Source organism: Mergibacter septicus (assembly GCF_003265225.1).
GTDB lineage: Bacteria > Pseudomonadota > Gammaproteobacteria > Enterobacterales > Pasteurellaceae > Mergibacter > Mergibacter septicus.
Genome location: NZ_CP022013.1, coordinates 983,645 through 1,002,317 on the forward strand (window position 1 = coordinate 983,645; position 18,673 = coordinate 1,002,317).

An 18,673-nucleotide genomic window follows, 5' to 3' on the forward strand; every position below is an offset into this window, starting at 1 on the left:
ATGGCATTTGCTATTTCTGTTTTCAACAATATCATCAATAAACTAAAGACCTCACCAAACCTACCAAATAAATAAACAACTAAGCCAATTCACAATCATAATATCCCCCCTTGATCTATACGGCTAATAGCCGTATGATTTGAATTAAAAGGAGAAAAAAACAACAACGGAGGAAATGTTATGGCGACAAAAATAACAAAAGCAAGATTAGAGGCGAAAGTAAATTTAGATATATACGAATTATTAAAAAAAGCGGCGGCAATTTCAGGGCGAACATTAACTGACTTTGTCATCAGTGTCGCTTACGAAGAAGCTAAAAAAACAATCAATGAACATCAAGTTTTACGTTTAACGTTAAACGATCAAGCTTTATTGATGGAAAGTCTTAGTAAACCATTTGAACCTAATCAATCAATGAAAAATGCTCTTGCTGTATATGATAAATATTTGTCTTTACAGAAGGAGAAAAAATGAAAGATGACTATTTAATAAATTTAAAATTCTTACCTCTCGAAGCTTTGAAGCTCGAACGGACTTCATTTTCTTGCTCGGTTGAACCTTTAGATACTTACTTTCATAAATATGTTTCTCAAGATGTAAAAAAAGGGCTAGCAAAGTGTTTTGTTCTAATCAACGAACAACAAGCTAAAATTATTGGATATTACACTTTATCCGCATTATCAATCCCAATTACCGATATACCGCAAGAACAAATAAAGAAAGGTATTCCATACCCCAATATCCCAGCGGTTTTAATCGGGCGATTAGCGATTGACACACATTTTCAACATCAAGGGTATGGCAAATTTATTATTGCAGATACTATTTATAGAATACAAAATAATAATATAGCCGCTGCAGTATTAGTGGTTGATGCAAAAAATGATACTGCTGTCTCATTTTATCAACGACTAGGGTTTATCGAGTTTAAAACATTGAACCAACCACACAAAAAATTCTTTTATCCGCTAACAAAAATAATGAAATAATCGCTAAAAAGCCCCCTCTTAAAAGAGGGGTTTGTTTTTCAAAAAACACTCTCCCTTCTGAAATTTAGGCAAAACAAAAGCGGGCAAATTGCCCGCTTTTTTTATCTGCTGTTTGAAAGCTAATAACTACCAAACAAAGCCAGCACCGATTGAACCACCGAGGTTACCTCTTGAGTTACTGTTACCAGTAACTTTAATGATGATTCGTCCGTTGTCAGAGACTTTCGAGATACCAAATGCCACCGCATTTTGACCACGATATGAACCACCTGCAACCGAGAAGGTGCTTCTACCTGCCACATTCACAGTTGGTAAACCAGCGGTTGCAATGGCACCAGCGATACCTGCTCTTAAGTCGCTACGTTCTTGATCGAACTCTGAACGTAAAGCAGCTAAATTATGTTTATTCGCCTGTACTTGATTGTTAACAATACGTAATTGGCTAACATTGACCGCATCGGTTGGGTTCACCCCTGCCGCAATATTGGTTAAGCGGCGAGTTTGCGTACCCTCTACTTTGCCTGTCATTGGGTTGTAAGCACCAGCTTTACCGAATGAAATTTCACCGATAACGTCTTTACCTACCCCTTGTAACTGCTGAACAAATTCACCAGCAATATCTGCAGCCACTTGAGTTTGTAATTCAGCAGTAGTTAAGGTTGCAACTGCACCATAACCTACGGCACCACTCATTGCATTTGTAACCACAGTGTTGCTACCTAATGCAACCGCACCGCTTGCTTTACCACTGATCATTACATTGTTACCAATCGCAAAGACATTTTGAGTCGCACTGCTTGTCAACAAGGTATCTTTCTGTTTATCAACTTCAGTTGCTAACTCAGCGATTGTATTAACTTTGCTGTTATCTACTTTCAGACCATCGCTACCTAACTGATTGATAATCGTATCGACTAACTCTTTTTCTGTCTTAGGTTTAGTCTGCTCACCATTATCATTTTCAGCTAGTTTCACGGCAAAGCCTTCTTGACCTAACTTAGTGATCAACTCATCAACACGTTGCTGATCTTTTTCTGCTTGAGTTAATTCAGGTTTCGCTTCAACTTTTGGCTGTTCTGCTGCTTTTTCTGCCGCTTCTTTTGCCGCTTTTTCTTCGCTCGCTTTAATGCTTGTTAGCACGCTTGCTGCTGCTTTCAAGCCATCATTGCTCACGCCGATGCTATTGCCATTACCAATGGTGTAACTGCTATCTGCATTGACATTATTGCCTTTATCATCAGAAGTACCACCAATCGAACCAGAGTTTTCCCCTGATACCACGCCTTTCGTACCGATTGCAATCGCATTACCATTCGCTTTATAAGCTATTGAACTACTTCCTAATCCTGATTGGGTTTGTTTAACTTTCTCCAAGACTTCTCTAATCGCACCGTCAACTGTATTTTGAGTAGTGCCACCAATATTAGACACAGTAACTTTCCCATCATTACTTTGTGCACCATTACCTAAAACTGTTTTAATACTCTCAGCTAAATTATGTAATTGTTTACCAGTGATCGCATCAGTTGAACTACCACTTACTACACCATCACTTAAGTTAGTGATTTTCGCTGTGCCTGAATTGTTTGCACCAACTACACTGATTGAATTATCGTTAAAGGTAAACCCTGAATTTACTGTACCATTATTTTTTCCTTTGATACTTGTACCATCAAGGTATAACTTACTGTTATAGTTGCCTACAATAACACTATCAAAGGTTGGGGCTTTTTTGATGCCAATGGTGAAGGTTGCGGTGTTGTCTGATTTTTCTAGTTTAATGGCTAGGTTTGAACCGTCGGTGTTTTCGCCTGCATTACCAGCTGCTAATTTAACTGTATCGCCTAGCTCAACTTTTTGCGAACCACCACTACCAGCTTCGAAGTTAAGACCTTTGTTTACTTTTTCTTCCGCTCTATTAGCCTTATCTCTTGCTTGCTCTGCTGTAGTATTTGCCTGTTGAGCTGTAGTGTTTGCCTGCTGAGCTGTAGTGTTTGCCTGTTGAGCTGTAGTGTTTGCCTGTTGAGCTGTTCCTACTAGCTTCTGTAGCTGTATTTTTGCCATATCAGCAACAGATTTCGCTTGGTTAGCTACGTCTTTTGCAGTATTAGCTGTTTGTTCTGCTCGAGTAGCCTTTTGTTGTGCTTGTTCTGCTCGAGTAGCCTTTTGTTGTGCTTGTTCTGCAGTGTTTTTAACCTCTTGTAATTGCCCAAAATTCACTGCATCAGTATCATTTACACCAGCGGCAACATTGGTGATTGTAACTCCACGACCATTAGAACTTGCATTTGTTCCAAGTAGTGTAATTTTACTATCAATAAAGCTGAAACCTGATGTAACTTGTCCACTACTTTTAGCTTGAATACTGTTTGCGGCAATTTGTAAACTATTCTGAGCGCCATTAGTGCCTACGGTAATTACACCATCTGCTTTATTAATCGCCAAGCCATTATCATTCAAGATGCTGTTACCAGCGGTTACTTTGGTAACATTAATATTCTGATTTAATGCAAATTGGACTTTGCCACCACTCTTATCAGTGATTAGGATATTGCCACTAGTACCAGTATCTGAATTAGCAACAAAATTTAACTTGTTAGTTTGAGTATTACCACTCACTCCATTAACTTGATATGTGAATTTACCACCAGCATTTTCTTTTACATATTTAATTGCTTCTTCAATGGTAGTTTTACCAGTTCCACCGATACCTTTGCCATCTGTATTATTCAATCCAAAAGTAATAATGCCATTATTTTCTTTAGAAACACTAAATCTATCTCTGCCTAATACTGTTTGTAAGCTATCTGTTACTCTAGTCAACTGATCATAATTGACCGCATCATTGGTAGTTGTACCCTTTGCAACACCTGTGAGTCTAATATCAGTATTACTACCACCATTACTAAAAGTAATGGCACTACCACTCAAAGTGATTTTGCTATCTACGGATCTACCATTGGTTGAATGTTCTAAACCAGATTTGGTTAATTTGGTAAATTCATTACCCTCTTTTGCCGTAACAGTTTTAAATTCTGGGGTTTCGGTTAAACCGATAGTGATCGTTCCTTGACGATCATTTAATTGATACTTAGTTTTTAAATTACTACCTTTGAAACCATTCTCTATATCCCCTTCTGTAATTTTTAGACTAGTACCAAGTATTTGTTTACCCCCTGTTGCACTACTAGCAGAGAATGCATAGCCACCATTTACTGCTGTGATTAAATCATCAATGGTAGCTTTGAAAGTGGTTTTTCCTCGAGTAGGAGGATTGTTAGTTACACCAACAGCGTCTACAGGGGCAAAAGTTGGTAAAGTAAAATCTTTGTTAAAATTACCATTTAAACCTAAAATAGTTATTCCTAACTGGTGTAATTGAGCAGCATTGACAGCATCAGACGAAGTTTCATATATAAGCCCCTTATCTACTCCTGTAAGAGTAATATTATCTCTACCACCTTGAAAGTTTTTCAAAGTAATAATTTTATTACGTGTAAACTCAATCCCTGTTCCCTGAATACCTTCTCCCCAAGCCTGAATACTGTTTTTATTGATAAAAAGGTTTTTACCACTTGCTTTACCTATATTAATACCTTCCGATCCAGCAACCCCACTTAATTTAATACCAAAATTACTTCCCATTACATTCGTGCCAGCCTCATTAGTATCGGCACCTAAATATAAATAAGTTGGGGTGATAACAGCAGTGTTTTGAGTCGAAGCACTCTTATCATAACCTTGTCCACTACTTACCACAATCGAACTGATATTTCCAAAAGGTAGGGCATCACCAAGTGGGGTGACATTTTTATTTCCTGTCGCCCCATTTAAAACAGAAACATTACTTCCATTAATTGGCATTGCTGCTGGGTTTTTCGGACCTATTAATACTTTATCAACAGGAACAGAACTTGTTCCAAATAATGGTTCACCATTGGCTGTATTTACTGGATAAAAATTACCTTGATCATAAACCAACTTAATTTTATTTCCAGTAGAATCAATGGTATAGTAAACTAAATTTGGTTCAGTTTTGGTGAACTCTAACGCACGCAATTGTCCGACAGTGGCAACGTCGGTATCTAATGCTCCCGGGGCAACATTGATAATTCGGCGTAAGCCTACTTCATCTTTATTCCTATTATTCTTTATCCAACCACCAACAGAGATTACCCCTGCACTGTTATCGACTGGAATCACATAACTTGAACCGACAGGAACATAACCGGGTAATCTTGTAGCATCTTGCCCTCTATCCGTATCTAAAGTAGGTGAAAAGTTTTTTTGTGAGGCTCTTGAACTAGCTGTTTGTGGTATATAAAGATAAGTAGTGGTTGATTGGAAACCTAGTGCAACTGAGTTATTCATACTTACTTTTGCCTGATTTCCTAATGCCATTGAACTCGTTACTTCATTTTCAACTTTTGCATTAGTACCAAAAGCAACCGAGTTTTTAGCTTGTTTACCAACAATAGCATTTGAACCAAAGGCAATTGAATTTTCGGCATTGCCTTTACTCTGCTCACCACTATTCATTCCACCTTGTCCAATTTTTGCATTGTCACCAATAACAATTGCCCCACCAGAACCAGCATAAAGTTGAGCATTATTCCCAAACACTAAGGAATTATCTGAATAATTTAGCGTTTTTGCATTTGAACCAATGACTACCGAGTTAGAAGATGAGGTTTCAGCTTTAAAACCGAAAGCAATATTATTCCCTAAAGACTGATTAATTTTAGCATAGGCACCAAGTGCGACTGAGTTAGGGCTACCACTTACTGAGGTAAATGCCCCTCCAGCAAAAGAATTTTGACTTCCTTTTACCGCTGCAAAGGTTCCGACTGCAGTTGAATTAGGTTTATCCTGACCATCATTCCCAAATCTGCCAGAGACATAAGCTCCAACCCCAATAGCAGCAGAATTTACTCCGCCAGCTTGCACTGAGGAATAAGAACCAAAGGCAAATGAGTTATCTGCATCGGCTAAGGCTGCATAACCAAGTGCAATACTGTTTTTCTTTACTGCAAAGGATTTATTCCCAATTACAATCCCGTTACTAGCATCAAAAAAACGTGATGTTTTCTTAATAGCAACATCACCTACAGTAAAATAAGTTGTACCCTCAGAATATAAAGGTAAACTACTAACAGCAACTGAATTATCACCATCATTACCATATTGAAAATATGTAGCATATCCAGTATCAAATGTTGAAAAAGCTTGATTAATATCACTATTCCGTTCATCGACTATAGTTCTACTCAAATCATTATACTTTGATACTAAGGTACTAGTTTTACTTACATCAAAATAAGCATTGGCAGCAACTTCACGTCCAATTGCAATTGAACCTTCCCCGACTGCTTTGGCATCATAACCGTATGCCATCGATCCTATTGCAGAAGCTTCAGTTAAGTTACCCACCGACACAGAGTTGCCTGAGAATACCCGAGAGTTTCGTCCAACCGCAATTCCCCCTTTTGCTCCAACATCAACATAGGATAAAAAACCGACTGCGGTTGATTCATCAGATAAACCCAATGATAAAGCACCCAATGCAGTTGAAGTATCCCCTAATGCTAATGATCGTGTACCAATAGCAATCGCTCCCCGCCCAGCGGCATAAGTAGGGGAGAAAATTCTATAATCATAACCATTTCTATTCCCATAACTATTTAAAAATGCAGTTTCATTAGTAAAAAATGGATTTACTCCTCCTTTACGGAGATATAATCGCTCAAAAATTCTTAGATCTGGAAATTTTAACCCATATCTTCTTTTAGCTGTTTCAGCGCTAATAAACCCATCTTGAGCTGAATAATTAATACTAAAGTTATTATCACTAATTAAATCGTCTCCTCCTAAGGCAATACTACCAGTTCCCCAAGCATAAACGTTCGAACCTAACGCAATTGCTTGCCCATTTGCCCCGGATTTATGCCCAACTACTGTGGCTTCTCCTCTGGCAATAGCCTCTCGTCCAATCGCAACATTATTTCCTTCTTTTGCTTTCGCTTGATAACCTATTGCCACTGATCCTTCACCTAAATTATTACCATCAGTATAACCATCTTTAGCTTCATTTGGAGAATTTAACCCTACAGCTTTTTGAGCTTTTGGAAGATTAGTTTGATCTCCCCAACCACCTGAAGAAATATTTCCCAAAGATATCGTAACAAATCTTGCTTCTGCCGTATGTGGCATAAGGTTTAGAAAGAGAGAGAAAGATAGTAAAGAAAGAGTGAAAGGGAAGGATTGGCGTGTTAATGATTTTTTACTGTCTGCACGCTTGATCTGGCTGCTGCGTTCCTTGCCCTGCCCAGAAGCCAATTCAGACACCGCCATAAAGACACCTAGTGCCTTATTATAGATGACCTTAAAAATCTTATTCATGACAAAACTCCTAACAAATTTAAATTTTTTTAAAATACTTTTAGCCCTCCAAAGGAGAGCGATTAAATTGGATTAAATTAAAAATTGATAAAAAAAGATTATTCCCGCCATTTTAAACCTATACACTCAAAAAAATAATGGTTAATTTCTTTCAATTTAATAGGTTGGATATGAGTGATACCGATTATTTAAAATTTAGCCAGTAAACTTTTTCTGTTATTAATACTTTTTATTAAGCTGTAGTATATAATAAATACAATAAATTTTCCAGTTTTTATACTATTAATCTGTTTTTGCCTTTTATAACAGGACGTTATACTGATAAAATGATAATAAATAGATATAAATATTATTTTTGTAAATTTAAAGTAAGATGAATTAAAGTGAATTAGAAGGTTAGAAAATGGGTTATTTCACCACTTTACAATGCCATTACGCTATCCCCTTGTTGACAAGCGAAAGGGGATTTTTTATGATGAAAGAAGTTGGCGTTTCGCTGCCGTAAATGCGAGTCTTACCAATAGGCGTTTCGCTGCCGTGAATGCGAGTCTTAAAGTTAGAAAAAGAGTGGATTTTTTTATCTGCTCTTTTTTGCTATCAGGGGTTTAAAAATGCCTCTTCGTTTAAACAATATTTTAAAAGCCTATAATTTAGTTGTGGACTTTTTATTTATGTTTTTGACAGAGGCTTGTGTAAAGTTGTTGGCTGCTGAAGAAAAGTATTGGAAAAGATGATGGGGAACTAATGTTCCCCATTATGGTGTTAGCCGCTGCCTAACGCATCAATATTGCTCATTATAAGCTAGCCTTGGTGCCGGCTCGTGCGGATCCCTGCTTTGTTTTAAGACCGAGGGGACATTTACCCTGTCTGTGGAAAATTTTACTCTTTTAAGTCCAAAAATCAAACATATTTTTTGGATAGTGGGCTAAATAGTGTTAATGCAGAAATACTGATAACTTGTGGTGAATATTGTTCAATCAATGTTTTTGCTCGCTTTAAGGTTGTGCCAGAAGTATAAACATCATCAATGAGTAGAACATTGCTAATATTTGTAGGAAGACTAACCTTTTTTACACTTAAAATTGGGATATATATTCTATCTTTGGGGGTTAATCCTTTAATAGTTAGATTTTTCATATCTCTTTGAATAGCTGTTTTTATCCGCTGTTTAATAGCTGAATTAATATGGGGATTATTTATAATTTCATCAATAGCGTCTTGGGGAGTATTTTTCATTAGATAATCTGTAACTATATGAACTTTATATAGTTCTCCTATAATCTTTGCTAATTTATAGCCGATATTATGCTTAGAAGGTATTACAATTACAGTATCAAATGGAAAATTAGATTTAAAATGGTCTTTTATACTATTTCGTGCATACAAAAATAATTTTTTAATAGTTTCCTCATCAGAAAATAATCCATCACTTTTCTTTAAGGCATATAACATTGGGCAATTATCTCCTAAAGGGCGACCTGCTCTTCTTTTTTCTTTTTTCCTTTTTATAATTGAGTAAAGATTTGCATCTACCTCCCACTTATATTGTAGTATTTGTTGAGGCTTCTCAGATTCAATTTTTACACAATTATTTTTATCAATAAAAAATTTCATATTCAAAATATTTGTTTTAACGAGATAAACCAATGATAAATAAAATCATATTTCTTCATACCATCTTTGTAAAGATACTCTCTTCTTTCTCTGATGTTACCTCACAGAAGGTACTTTAGCCCAATTTGTATCCTTGACAAGCGGAGTATGATTTTTTATGATTTGAAGAACTAGGGAGTGGAGACTCCCTAGATTATCGCTAATTACTAGTAAGCTGGTACGCAAACTAGCAATAAAACAACGATAAGGATAATACGTATTAGCATATCATTATCCTCTTCGTTTGTAAGGTTTAAGCCTTACGCTCACTTTCAAGATATGGCTTGAAAGTGAAATGATACTAAAAAACCGCCTAATGGCGGTTTTATTTTGGATTATCGATTATGCTAATACTTTTTCTGTGGCGATTTTGGCTAAAAAGTTGCTGCGGTTTTTATATTCTGGGTGAGTTGCAACAAAGCTGTCAATTTTATGGAGCAGCAATGATGGCAAGGTTATATTAATTTTTTCTGTTTTTCCCATTAAATGAGTTAGATCAACATCTACCACGCTAAAGGTAAATCCTTCATATTCTTTGTTATTCATATGTAGTTGTAGGTCTGTTGGCAATGGGATTTCTTCACCGTCCTCAAGCATACCTGCAATATGAAAAGCTATTGCTTCTTTTGCATTTGTAAAGGCTTCTTCCAATGTATCGCCTGCAGAAAAGCAACCCGGAATATCAGGTACAATAACACTAAAAGCGTGTTTTTCATCACCCATTTCAATTCCAATTGGATATAACATATTGACTCCTTAATCTAATGTTGCCTAAAAGAAAGCTATTTTAGCCTTGCTTGTTTTAAGATTGAATTTACTGTTTTTATATGTAAATCCTTTTTCGGATGAGGGATAGTAACACGTCCTTTTTTTATAGGGTGTTTGAATTGATGATGACTTCCTTTTATTGATACAAGAAACCAGCCATCTTCCTCAATTAGTTTCATTAACGTTGCACTGTTCACCTTATAATCCTTACCTCTATATTTTGTAATTATTATGCTTATAAAATAAGTGCAGTCAATAATTTATAGGTATAATAACCATAATTAAATATTATAATAAAATTGCTCAATGAGGATAAAAAATAAAAAGACAATAGCGGTTTACTGTGGTGAGTGTAAATCTGAAAGTAAGAAAAAGAGTAGATTTTTATCTACTCTTTTATATTTAATAAGAATTACTTTTTAAGTTATTGTTGCTGTTTTTCTTGGTATAACCATTCTGCGACTTGCTTAGCAAAGTAGGTTAAAATTCCGTCTGCACCAGCTCGTTTAAAACAGAGTAAACCTTCTAGAATGGTTGCTTTTTCTTGTAACCAGCCGTTTTGGATTGCTGCCATTTGCATTGCATATTCGCCAGATACTTGGTAGGCAAAAGTTGGGACACCAAAATGCTGTTTTACACGCCAGACAAGATCAAGATAAGGTAACCCCGGTTTTACCATCACCATATCCGCCCCTTCTTGTAGATCAAAAGCGACTTCTTGTAAGCCTTCATCGCCATTGGCTGGGTCAAGCTGGTAGGTGAATTTATTACCACCTTTTAGGTTACTTGAAGATCCAACTGCATCACGGAAAGGGCCGTAAAACGCTGAGGCATATTTGGCTGAATACGCCATTATCAAGGTGTTGATATGCCCTTGTTGTTCGAGGGCTTGGCGGATTGCACCAATTCTGCCGTCCATCATATCGCTTGGTGCAACAACATCAGCACCAGCGGCGGCGTGAGAAAGGGCTTGTTTAACCAAAATTTCAGTGGTGAGGTCGTTTAAAACATAGTTATCTTGATCGATAATTCCATCTTGTCCGTGGGTGGTGAAAGGGTCGAGGGCTACATCGGTCATTACCCCTAATTGAGGAAACTTCGCTTTTAAAACTCTGACCGCACGTTGGACTAGACCTTCTGGATTATAGGCTTCTTCTGCCATCAGTGATTTTTTGTGTTGTGGTACCACAGGGAATAAAGCGATCATTGGTATGCCATATTTAACCAGTAATTCCGCTTCAAGCAGGAGTTGATCGAGGGTTAAGCGTTCTACCTTTGGCATTGAAGGAACCGCTTCTCGTTGATTTTCGCCTTCAATAATAAATACGGGATAGATTAGATCATTGACGGTAAGCTGATTTTCTGCCATTAAACGGCGGCTAAAGTCGTGTTTACGCATACGGCGTAAACGGCGAGCTGGGAAGTGTGAAAATATTTGTTGGGTCATAATGTTTCCTTGTATTCCTTTGAAATATTACTTTTTCGTGATCGCTTTGTTAATCTATTTGGCTTGCTTCGTTATTGGTTTCAGCTTTGCGATTACCGAAAATTATTCCTTGATGTCTGGTCTAATTTTATTTTCGCTTGCTGAAGTTTCTTGCTGTTCTGTTTCTTGCTCTTTGGTATAAAACCTTGCACAAAATACGCCAATTTCAAACAGGAGGTACATTGGTACCGCTAACAGGGTTTGTGAGAATATATCAGGTGGTGTGAGTAACATTCCAATCACAAAAGCGGCAACTAAGATATAAGAACGTTTGCTAGCAAGATCTTGTGGGGTGGTGATACCACTCCAACATAATAAGATAATTGCCACAGGTACTTCAAAGCAGATCCCAAAGGCTAAAAAGAGGGTGAGCACAAAATCGAGGTAACTGGTAATATCGGTTGCAATCGCTACCCCTTGTGGAGCAGTTTTAGTCAAAAAGCCAAATACCAGTGGGAAGACAATATAATAAGCAAAGGCAACGCCGATATAAAAAAGTAGCGTACTAGAAACCAATAATGGATAAATTAGGCGTTTTTCGTGCTTATATAATGCTGGGGCGACAAATGCCCATATTTGATACAGAATATAGGGAATCGACAGAAAAACCGCTGTGATAAGGGTCAATTTTATTGGAGTAAAAAATGGGGCAACGACATTGGTAGCAATCATTGTTGCACCATTCGGCAGTTGATGAATTAAAGGTTCGGCGATTAAATGGTAAATATTATTGGCAAAATAGACTAAGCCACAAAATACGATTAACACACATACTAAACTTTTCAATAGGCGGTTGCGTAATTCAACAAGGTGGCTAATTAGCGGTTGGGATTCATCAACTGAACTCATTTGATTTTCTCTTATCTGCTTGGTTGGAATGGCTTATCGCCAACAGATAGTGGCGTGGTTAAACATTATGCTTAACTGCTACTACTCTGTTGGTGAGTGCTTTGCTGTTTGTTGTTGGTTGAGTTACTACTAAGGTTATTCGCCTGACTGCTTGCCTGTTCGAGCTTGAGGCTAACCGTTTCACTTACTGGCGATTCCCCTGCAGGATCAGCAAGCGGATCATAACTACTGAGATCGAGTTGGGACTCTGTTGCGGTTTCAAATGTTAGTTGGCTATCATCTTCTTCCGCATTTTCTGCTTGGGTATCCGCCTGTGGTCTCTCTGCTGATGTCTGAGTTGGTGTTGCGTTATTTGGCTCTAACTGTGTGGTTAGGGCTTTTCCTTGCTGATGTAACTCACTTTGCATTTTCGCCGCTGAGGCTTTGAGATCCTCAACGGTTTTGGCTAACTCAGGGGCAAATTTCGTTACATTCAATGCTTCCGCTTTTTTTATGCTGTCTTGCAACTCTTGTAATTTTAATTCCTGTGCCAATTCGTTTTGGACATTTGTTGCCATATTGCGTAAGGCTCGAATCCAACTAACAACAGTACGAATAGCAATAGGTAATTTTTGTGGCCCTAAGACGATTAAGCCAATCACAAAAATCAGCAGTAACTCAGAAAAACCTATATCAAACACGGATTATGCCTGCTCTTTATCTTTCGTTGCTTGGGCTTGATGTTGATTTTTGCTTGAATCATTTTCTAATGGTTTGAAGTTGGCATCTTTATCACCATTATCATCACTCATTGCTTTTTTGAAACCTTTAACCGATTCACCTAAGTCTGAGCCTAAATTTTTCAGTTTTTTAGTTCCAAAAAGTAATACTACGATTAATACGATGATTAGTAATTGCCAAATGCTGACACCACCCATAAAGTTCACCTCTAATAAATGTTTAAATTGAAAAAATTGTGCCGATTATACCGCTATCCGAGTAAAACAGGCTATAACTAATTTGATTTTTAGTCTTTATTTTTGTTTTTTTAGTCCTAATAAGGCAAATATTCCGCCCAAAATGAAGCCACTGAGGCTTAGCCATAGGGGGAGTTGTTCGATTTTGCTTAATGTGCCAAGCCATAATAAAGTTGTTAGCACTAAACAGTAACGCTGGCGTTGTTCGGCTTTCGCTTGTTGCTGTAAACGTTGGTTGATCTGGTGTAATTGTTGGCTAATCACACTTTGTTGTTGCAAGGCTTGATACAGTGCTTCTGGCAAGTCAGCAAAATGGGCTCGAAAATAAGGCATTTTTTCTTGCAAATTGCGATACATTGCTTTCACCCCAATTTGATCATTAAGCCATTGTTGTAAAAACGGTTTGGCGGTTTGCCAAAGATCAAGTTGAGGGTAAAGTTGTCGCCCTAGTCCTTCAATATAGAGTAAGGTTTTTTGTAGCAGTACCAGTTGTGGTTGTACTTCCATTTGAAAACGGCGTGCGGTGTTAAATAGATTGAGTAACACTTGCCCAAAAGAGATTTCTGCAAGGGGTTTGGCAAAAATCGGTTCACACACTACACGGAAGGCTTGTTCGAGTTCTTGTACATTGGTATCCGCAGGTACCCAACCTGAATCAATATGTAGCTGTGCCACTCGATGATAATCTCGGTTGAAAAAGGCAAGAAAATTTTCGGCAAGATAGCGTTTATCTTCTTGGTTTAAGCTACCGACAATCCCACAATCTATGCCGATATATTGTGGGTTTTCAGGGTGCTGATAACTCACAAAGATATTGCCTGCGTGCATATCTGCGTGAAAGAAACTATCCCGAAACACTTGGGTGAAAAAGACTTGCACGCCACGTTCTGCCAGTAATTGCATATTGGTGCCATTTTGTTTTAAGCCTTCAATATCCGACACTGAAATACCGTAAATCCGTTCCATCACGATTACATTTTGCCGACAAAACTGTTCATACATTTTGGGAATATACAGCATTTCACTCTGGGCAAAATTACGCCGCAACTGCACGGCATTTGCCATTTCTTGGCATAAATCCAATTCAGCAAGCAAAGTTTTTTCATACTCTCGTACCACTTCTTCTGCTCGTAAGCGTCGTCCTTGTTCGGATAAACGTGGGATTAAGCGTGCTAATTTATACATTAAGGCAATATCCGCTTCAATAATCGGTCTGATTGCTGGGCGGATCACTTTAATCACCACCTCTTGCCCTGCTTCTGGTTGGTTGGCATTAAATTTAGCGGTATGTACCTGTGCAATGGAAGCGGAAGCTAACACTTGCGGATTAAAATCATCAAACCATTGGGAAAGATCCCCTCCTAAGGCTTGTTCGATCTCTCGGCGAGCTATTTCGCCATCAAAAGGTTCAACTTGATCTTGTAAGAGGGCGAGCTGATCTGCCATTTCAGCGGAAAAGAGATCACGGCGAGTCGATAGCATTTGTCCAAACTTGATCCAGATTGGACCTAGTGTTTGTAATGCTAAACGTAAGCGAATACCTAATGCCTGATCTTGGTGCTGAGGACGAATCCAGAAAAATAGACGGCGAGCAAGACGGATTGAGCGTGTAAAAGGTTTTGCAGGAATCAGTTCATCTAAGCCATACTGTAACAGGACTTTAACAATGGTATAGAAACGGTAACACTGTTTTAAATTCATCGTATTCTTCATTACTTAAGCGATCAAAATGAGTTGTTAGCTTGGGATAAGCAAGCAATTTTTTGTTCAAGTTGCTCGACCTGTTCGGCTAATTCCTCAACTTGATCGGCAAAATCAACTAAGGCTAAGCGAGGGGCAAGCAGCTGCCATTCTTCGGTTAGCCGTTCTCCCCAATGGCGTTGGGCTTGGTGTAAATTTTTTTCGATTAATGTTCGCCCTTGCTGAAAAAAACGTTGGGCAAGATGAGTAGCAACATCACCGAAGTAGGGTGAAAGTAACTCTGCAGGATCTTTTTCAATCGCTTCAAACAGTGCGATAACCTGTTGTAACAGTTGCAAATCTCCTTCAAGAATAATCTGTTGTTGGTTGAGTAGTTGCGATAAATCCTGTTTTTTCGGTATTTTGCCTACACAGATTTGTTGTAACAGTTGGCGTTCAAGCTGAACGTGGCAATCCACTTCCCCTTGATAATGGGAAAAAATATCCAAACGTTGGCTAGAAAAGAGAAGATAGGCAAGTGGTACTGTTTTTGCTGTTGCATTCTCTTGTGTTGCAATTTTTGCTAATTCAGCTTGGGTTGAGGGTTGTGGTTTAATGCTAAGGGCAAGCACTTTTCCATTTAGAGGCCGTAACCATTTTTCTCGTTCTGGCGTGCGTGCTAACAGGTAATTAGTAATTTTTTCTGCCGTTCCTGTTAAGAAACTCGGCAGTAACAATGTCGTGGCAAGTGGATCTGTTGCTGTCATTCTTTTACCTCTTTAAAATTTGTAACCACGATGTAATGCAACAATCCCTGCACTGAGGTTGGTGTAATCCGTATGCTCAAAACCTGCTTCGTCCATCATTGTTTTTAAGCTGTTTTGATCTGGGTGCATACGAATTGACTCAGCGAGATAGCGATAGCTTTCACTATCATTCACCACCACCTCACCAATTTTAGGTAAGATATTGAAAGAATAGAAGTTATATAGCTTGCTAAGTGGATCTAAAATCGGTTTAGAAAATTCTAACACTAACAATCTGCCACCCGGTTTTAACACTCGATACATTGAACGTAAGGCTTTCTCTTTATCGGTAACATTGCGTAAGCCAAAACTGATGATAATGCAATCAAAGGTATTGTCCGCAAATGGCAAACATTCAGCATTGGCTTGTATATAATCTATGTTGCCTACCACCCCTAGGTTACGTAATTTTTCTCGCCCCACTTGTAGCATTGAATCATTAATATCTGCCAGAATAACCCATCCTTCGCTGCCGACCATTCGTGAGAATTTGGCACTAAAATCCCCTGTACCACCAGCAAGATCTAGCACTTTCTGCCCTTTGCGTACTCCGCTACAATCAATGGTATAACGTTTCCATAGGCGGTGAATCCCAAAAGAAAGTAGATCGTTCATCAGATCATATTTATCCGCAACCGAATGAAATACATTCGCCACCAAGCGTTGTTTTTCCGCTTTGGCAACGGTTTTAAAACCAAAATGGGTGGTTTCTTCTGTGGCTTGGTTCGTTTCACTCTCTGGTGCAATTATCGTTGAATTTTCTGCACTCGGCATTGGGTTATTCTGTTCAGACTGCATTTTTACCTCTTAGACAACTTTCAATCAATAAGGTTCGATCTTACTACTTTTTACTAGGGATTGTCGCTAATAATCTGGTTAATAGTTGCCAATAAGTTGCAACTGCTGGGATATGGCAACGTTCATCGGGAGAATGTGCTCCTAAGATCGTTGGTCCGATTGAAACCATTTCCATCGTTGGGTAGGCTTGATTGATTAAACCGCACTCTAAACCAGCGTGGATAACTTTGACCGCACAATCTCTACCAAGGATTTGTTGATAAAGCTGTTGCGTTAATTTGACAATTGGTGCATTCGCATTTGGATTCCAACCTGCATAGCGATTAGATAAGGTTAATTTTGCCCCAGCTAATTGGCTAATTGAACCTAAGATTGTTGCAACTCGATCCAAGCCAATTGTATGGAGAGAACGGACTAAAATCACCACTTCAACGGCTGTCGTTGTGGTCGTTAATACACCACAACTAAGGGAAGTTTCCACAACATCTGGCAGTTGATCGCTGTAACGTATCACACCATTAGGTAAGCTATTGAGGAAGGCAAGCGTGGTTTGACTACTCTGCTCGGAAAAAGTACGTTGTGGTAATGCTGTTTGGATAATGGTTAAACTGAGATTTGGTTCAGCCAGTTGCCATTCTGTCATTAAATCGCTATTTAATTGGTTGAGGGCTTGCGTGAATTTTGCCTGATCTGAAGTGGCAATCACCAGTGTAGCAAAAGCTTCTCGAGGAATCGCATTGCGGATTGTTCCCCCTTTAATTTCTGCCAGTTTAAATCTCACTTTCCCTTGTAATGCAGTAAGAATGCTGACCAGTAATTTAATCGCATTGCCTCGTCCAAGGTGGATTTCCGCTCCTGAATGCCCGCCTTTTAAGCCCGTTAACGCAAGTTGAAAAGCTTGTTGCTCGGTAGTATCGGTGCAATCTTGCCATTCAATCGGATAGCTTAAATCGGCATCTTCCCCCCCTGCACAACCAATATAAATTTCGCCTTCTTGTTCGGTATCGGTATTGATCATTACTTCGCTTTCTAACCAATTTGGTTGTAAGCCACTTGCTCCAATCATTCCCGTTTCTTCGGTCATAGTGAGTAGCACTTCTAAGCGAGGGTGAGCAAGATCTTGGCTGTCTAATACCGCTAAACAAGAAGCTAAGCCAATGCCATTATCCGCTCCTAAAGTTGTCCCTTTGGCTTTTACCCATTCTCCGTCAACATAGGGTTGAATCGGATCGGTGGTAAAATTATGTTCGGTGGTGCTATTTGCTTGTGGCACCATATCTAGATGGGCTTGTAATGCAACGGTTTGGCAATCTTCCATACCTGCCGTTGCCGGTTTACGAATTAGGATATTCCCTACCTGATCTCGTTCCACCCAAAGTTGTTTTTCTTTCGCCCAATCCACAATATATTGAGCAAGGGCTTGTTCGTGGTATGAAGGGTGAGGAATTTGGCAAATCCGTTCAAACCATTGCCATACTAATTTAGGTTGTAGATGTTGTAAGTCTGTCATATTCAATTCCTTAAAAATTATTAAACCATCGCAAAGCCTAAGGCTGTTGCCATATTTAGCACCGTATTAACTCACGTTGTGCTTTACTTTTAAACACAATAACCTGCCAAAAATCTTTTTCATCAGCTATTTTCAGCAAATTCTTTTAATTTAGCGATAAATGATAGCATAAAAGCAAATTTCAGGTTATCCTTACGCAATTTTATTTCTTATCTTTCTTAATATTATCAAGGTGTATTCTTATGACTGAAAAATATGTAGTAACTTGGGATATGTTCCAAATGCACGCAAGAAAACTATCCGAGCGTTTATTGCCTGCTTCACAATGGAAAGGCATTATTGCTGTCAGTCGTGGTGGTTTATTTCCTGCGGCGGTAATTGCCCGTGAGTTAGGTATTCGCCACGTTGAAACTGTGTGTATCGCAAGTTACGATCACGATCAACAAAATGAATTAAAAGTGTTGCATCGTGCTGAGGGTGATGGTGAAGGCTTTATCGTAGTTGATGATCTGGTTGATACGGGAAACACTGCACGAGCAATTCGTGAAATGTATCCAAAAGCACACTTTGTTACCGTTTTTGCTAAGCCTGCCGGTGCTCCTTTAGTTGATGACTATGTGATTGATATTCCACAAAATACTTGGATTGAGCAACCTTGGGATATGGGAATTACTTTTGTTCCGCCACTTTCAAGAAAATAAGTATTCATCAAGTTTAAAGCAAAAATGAAAAAACAGCGGAAAAATCCGCTGTTTTTGTTTGTTCTGTTCGTCAAGCTA

Annotated in this window: 15 protein-coding genes; 3 read left to right on the top strand and 12 right to left on the bottom strand. The window is 38.5% G+C overall.

The window, feature by feature from the left end; translation table 11 throughout:
* Positions 1–180 precede the first annotated feature (180 nt).
* Positions 181–474 (top strand): type II toxin-antitoxin system TacA family antitoxin, encoded by a 294-nt coding sequence (locus tag CEP47_RS04645; RefSeq protein WP_261920731.1) that lies wholly within the window; start codon positions 181–183, stop codon positions 472–474.
* Positions 471–989, top strand: coding sequence for a GNAT family N-acetyltransferase (locus tag CEP47_RS04650; protein ID WP_261920730.1), 519 nt, complete (start codon positions 471–473; stop codon positions 987–989). The genes CEP47_RS04645 and CEP47_RS04650 overlap by 4 nt, the downstream gene beginning before the upstream one ends.
* 126 nt (positions 990–1,115) lie before the next feature.
* Here CEP47_RS04650 and CEP47_RS04655 read toward each other — a convergent pair whose 3' ends face one another.
* The 12 genes from CEP47_RS04655 to CEP47_RS04710 form a co-directional block, all read right to left on the bottom strand.
* The gene (locus CEP47_RS04655; RefSeq protein WP_265482603.1) at positions 1,116–7,388 is read right to left on the bottom strand and encodes an ESPR-type extended signal peptide-containing protein; all 6,273 of its coding nucleotides are present in this window, start codon (positions 7,386–7,388) and stop codon (positions 1,116–1,118) included.
* Between the two features lie 900 nt (positions 7,389–8,288).
* Positions 8,289–9,002, bottom strand: coding sequence for a phosphoribosyltransferase (locus CEP47_RS04660; RefSeq protein ID WP_261920726.1), 714 nt, complete (start codon positions 9,000–9,002; stop codon positions 8,289–8,291).
* A 381-nt stretch (positions 9,003–9,383) separates the two neighbouring features.
* Positions 9,384–9,788 carry a type II toxin-antitoxin system HicB family antitoxin gene (locus tag CEP47_RS04665; protein ID WP_261920725.1) on the bottom strand — a complete coding sequence of 135 codons (405 nt, stop codon included), beginning with the start codon at positions 9,786–9,788 and terminating at the stop codon, positions 9,384–9,386.
* Positions 9,789–9,823: 35 nt separating this feature from the next.
* Entirely contained in the window at positions 9,824–10,006 is a 183-nt protein-coding gene (locus CEP47_RS04670) for a type II toxin-antitoxin system HicA family toxin (protein ID WP_261920724.1), read from the bottom strand.
* Between the two features lie 227 nt (positions 10,007–10,233).
* On the bottom strand, positions 10,234–11,256 hold the full coding sequence (hemB, locus tag CEP47_RS04675; RefSeq protein WP_261920723.1) for a porphobilinogen synthase: 1,023 nt from the start codon (positions 11,254–11,256) through the stop codon (positions 10,234–10,236).
* Positions 11,257–11,358: 102 nt separating this feature from the next.
* On the bottom strand, positions 11,359–12,144 hold the full coding sequence (gene tatC, locus CEP47_RS04680; protein WP_261920722.1) for a Sec-independent protein translocase subunit TatC: 786 nt from the start codon (positions 12,142–12,144) through the stop codon (positions 11,359–11,361).
* Between the two features lie 71 nt (positions 12,145–12,215).
* Positions 12,216–12,824, bottom strand: a complete 609-nt coding sequence (gene tatB, locus CEP47_RS04685) for a Sec-independent protein translocase protein TatB (protein WP_261920721.1) — start codon at positions 12,822–12,824, stop codon at positions 12,216–12,218.
* 3 nt (positions 12,825–12,827) lie between these two features.
* Complete coding sequence (gene tatA, locus CEP47_RS04690; RefSeq protein WP_261920720.1) at positions 12,828–13,061, bottom strand: Sec-independent protein translocase subunit TatA; 234 nt, start codon at positions 13,059–13,061, stop codon at positions 12,828–12,830.
* Between the two features lie 96 nt (positions 13,062–13,157).
* A complete protein-coding gene (gene ubiB, locus CEP47_RS04695) occupies positions 13,158–14,801 on the bottom strand; it encodes a ubiquinone biosynthesis regulatory protein kinase UbiB (RefSeq protein WP_261920719.1) in 1,644 nt (547 codons plus the stop codon).
* Between the two features lie 23 nt (positions 14,802–14,824).
* The gene (locus CEP47_RS04700) at positions 14,825–15,547 is read right to left on the bottom strand and encodes a ubiquinone biosynthesis accessory factor UbiJ (protein ID WP_261920718.1); all 723 of its coding nucleotides are present in this window, start codon (positions 15,545–15,547) and stop codon (positions 14,825–14,827) included.
* A gap of 12 nt (positions 15,548–15,559) precedes the next feature.
* The gene (ubiE, locus tag CEP47_RS04705; RefSeq protein WP_265482683.1) at positions 15,560–16,360 is read right to left on the bottom strand and encodes a bifunctional demethylmenaquinone methyltransferase/2-methoxy-6-polyprenyl-1,4-benzoquinol methylase UbiE; all 801 of its coding nucleotides are present in this window, start codon (positions 16,358–16,360) and stop codon (positions 15,560–15,562) included.
* A gap of 67 nt (positions 16,361–16,427) precedes the next feature.
* Positions 16,428–17,894 (bottom strand): aminoacyl-histidine dipeptidase, encoded by a 1,467-nt coding sequence (locus CEP47_RS04710; RefSeq protein ID WP_261920716.1) that lies wholly within the window; start codon positions 17,892–17,894, stop codon positions 16,428–16,430.
* A 242-nt stretch (positions 17,895–18,136) separates the two neighbouring features.
* Here CEP47_RS04710 and gpt point away from each other — a divergent pair, with 242 nt between their 5' ends.
* Positions 18,137–18,595, top strand: coding sequence for a xanthine phosphoribosyltransferase (gene gpt / locus CEP47_RS04715; RefSeq protein ID WP_261920715.1), 459 nt, complete (start codon positions 18,137–18,139; stop codon positions 18,593–18,595).
* Positions 18,596–18,673 lie beyond the last annotated feature (78 nt).

What these genes read in the sequence shown, in the direction of transcription:
- CEP47_RS04645 (WP_261920731.1), top strand. Translation starts at nt 181, where the DNA reads ATGGCGACAAAAATAACAAAAGCAAGATTAGAGGCGAAAGTAAATTTA.
- CEP47_RS04650 (WP_261920730.1), top strand. Translation starts at nt 471, where the DNA reads ATGAAAGATGACTATTTAATAAATTTAAAATTCTTACCTCTCGAAGCT.
- CEP47_RS04655 (WP_265482603.1), bottom strand. Translation starts at nt 7,388, where the DNA reads ATGAATAAGATTTTTAAGGTCATCTATAATAAGGCACTAGGTGTCTTT.
- CEP47_RS04660 (WP_261920726.1), bottom strand. Translation starts at nt 9,002, where the DNA reads ATGAAATTTTTTATTGATAAAAATAATTGTGTAAAAATTGAATCTGAG.
- CEP47_RS04665 (WP_261920725.1), bottom strand. Translation starts at nt 9,788, where the DNA reads ATGTTATATCCAATTGGAATTGAAATGGGTGATGAAAAACACGCTTTT.
- hemB (WP_261920723.1), bottom strand. Translation starts at nt 11,256, where the DNA reads ATGACCCAACAAATATTTTCACACTTCCCAGCTCGCCGTTTACGCCGT.
- tatC (WP_261920722.1), bottom strand. Translation starts at nt 12,144, where the DNA reads ATGAGTTCAGTTGATGAATCCCAACCGCTAATTAGCCACCTTGTTGAA.
- tatA (WP_261920720.1), bottom strand. Translation starts at nt 13,061, where the DNA reads ATGGGTGGTGTCAGCATTTGGCAATTACTAATCATCGTATTAATCGTA.
- ubiB (WP_261920719.1), bottom strand. Translation starts at nt 14,801, where the DNA reads ATGAATTTAAAACAGTGTTACCGTTTCTATACCATTGTTAAAGTCCTG.
- CEP47_RS04700 (WP_261920718.1), bottom strand. Translation starts at nt 15,547, where the DNA reads ATGACAGCAACAGATCCACTTGCCACGACATTGTTACTGCCGAGTTTC.
- ubiE (WP_265482683.1), bottom strand. Translation starts at nt 16,360, where the DNA reads ATGCCGAGTGCAGAAAATTCAACGATAATTGCACCAGAGAGTGAAACG.
- CEP47_RS04710 (WP_261920716.1), bottom strand. Translation starts at nt 17,894, where the DNA reads ATGACAGACTTACAACATCTACAACCTAAATTAGTATGGCAATGGTTT.
- gpt (WP_261920715.1), top strand. Translation starts at nt 18,137, where the DNA reads ATGACTGAAAAATATGTAGTAACTTGGGATATGTTCCAAATGCACGCA.